At 58.2% G+C, this 972-nt stretch carries 2 protein-coding genes; both read left to right on the forward strand.

The features are described 5' to 3' along the window. The first annotated feature begins 216 nt into the window (after positions 1–216). On the forward strand, positions 217–618 hold the full coding sequence (locus tag FEM54_RS33140; protein ID WP_138454346.1) for a YbaN family protein: 402 nt from the start codon (positions 217–219) through the stop codon (positions 616–618). Between the two features lie 139 nt (positions 619–757). Next, positions 758–972, forward strand: a 215-nt coding sequence (locus FEM54_RS34505; protein ID WP_138454347.1) for a hypothetical protein, incomplete at its 3' end; no start/stop codon positions are given.

The following is a 972-nucleotide window of genomic DNA, read 5'->3' on the forward strand; positions in this document are numbered from 1 at the left end:
CAGGCGTACGCTAGCGCCCCTGAACTGGCGTAACAGGCCACGATGGGAGCTGGCTTGTTGTGGGAGCTGGCTTGCCTGCGATAGCATCAACTCGGTCTGACAGGTAGACCGAGGTGAGCGCATCGCAGGCAAGCCAGCTCCCACACAAGCCAGCTCCCACATTTGAGCGGATTTCAGTTCGAATAATGTGTAACCCCTCAACAGATAAACTTCAGCATGACCGGCAAAACCCAATCCACCTCAAAAATCGCCCAGCTGCTCTTCGGCCTGCTGGCCTACGTCAGCCTGGGCATTGGGTTGGTGGCGATTGTCATACCGGGTTTGCCCACCACCGAATTCATCCTGCTGGCCGCCTGGGCGGCGACTAAAAGCTCGCTGCGCCTGAGCGCCTGGCTGGAAAACCACCGGCTGTTCGGACCGATTCTGTTCAACTGGCGCAATGGCAAGATCATCGCGCGCCGCGCCAAAGTCAGCGCCACCGTGAGCATGCTGCTGTGCGCCGTGTTGATGTTGGTGATGCTCGATCACGGCTGGCCGATCTACCTGGCGATTGCCGGCATGAGCCTGGGCAACCTGTGGATCTGGTCACGCCCGGAACGGCTTGCAGCCCCCGTATAACGCAGCGCGTAGTCCTTTTCCTACCGCTCATCGCCTTTCCCTCATGAAACATCCCGTTACGCCGATGTTCCGGACATAGCGCCGAATGGACTTGGCTCGCCCTGCTTGCCTTTCAACGAGTCCAATCGCGAGTGAACCTATGTTCGACACCCTCTCCATCCGCTTGAAAATCGTGCTGTTGTCCGGCTTTTGTCTGCTGGGGGTGATAGCGCTGATCATCAGTATCAACCTGTACGAGACCGGTCAGAATGACCATTTGATCAGGCGTACGCTAGCGCCCCTGAACTGGCGTAACAGGCCACGATGGGAGCTGGCTTGTTGTGGGAGCTGGCTTGCCTGCGATAGCATCAACTC

The organism is Pseudomonas edaphica (genome assembly GCF_005863185.1).
GTDB lineage: Bacteria > Pseudomonadota > Gammaproteobacteria > Pseudomonadales > Pseudomonadaceae > Aquipseudomonas > Aquipseudomonas edaphica.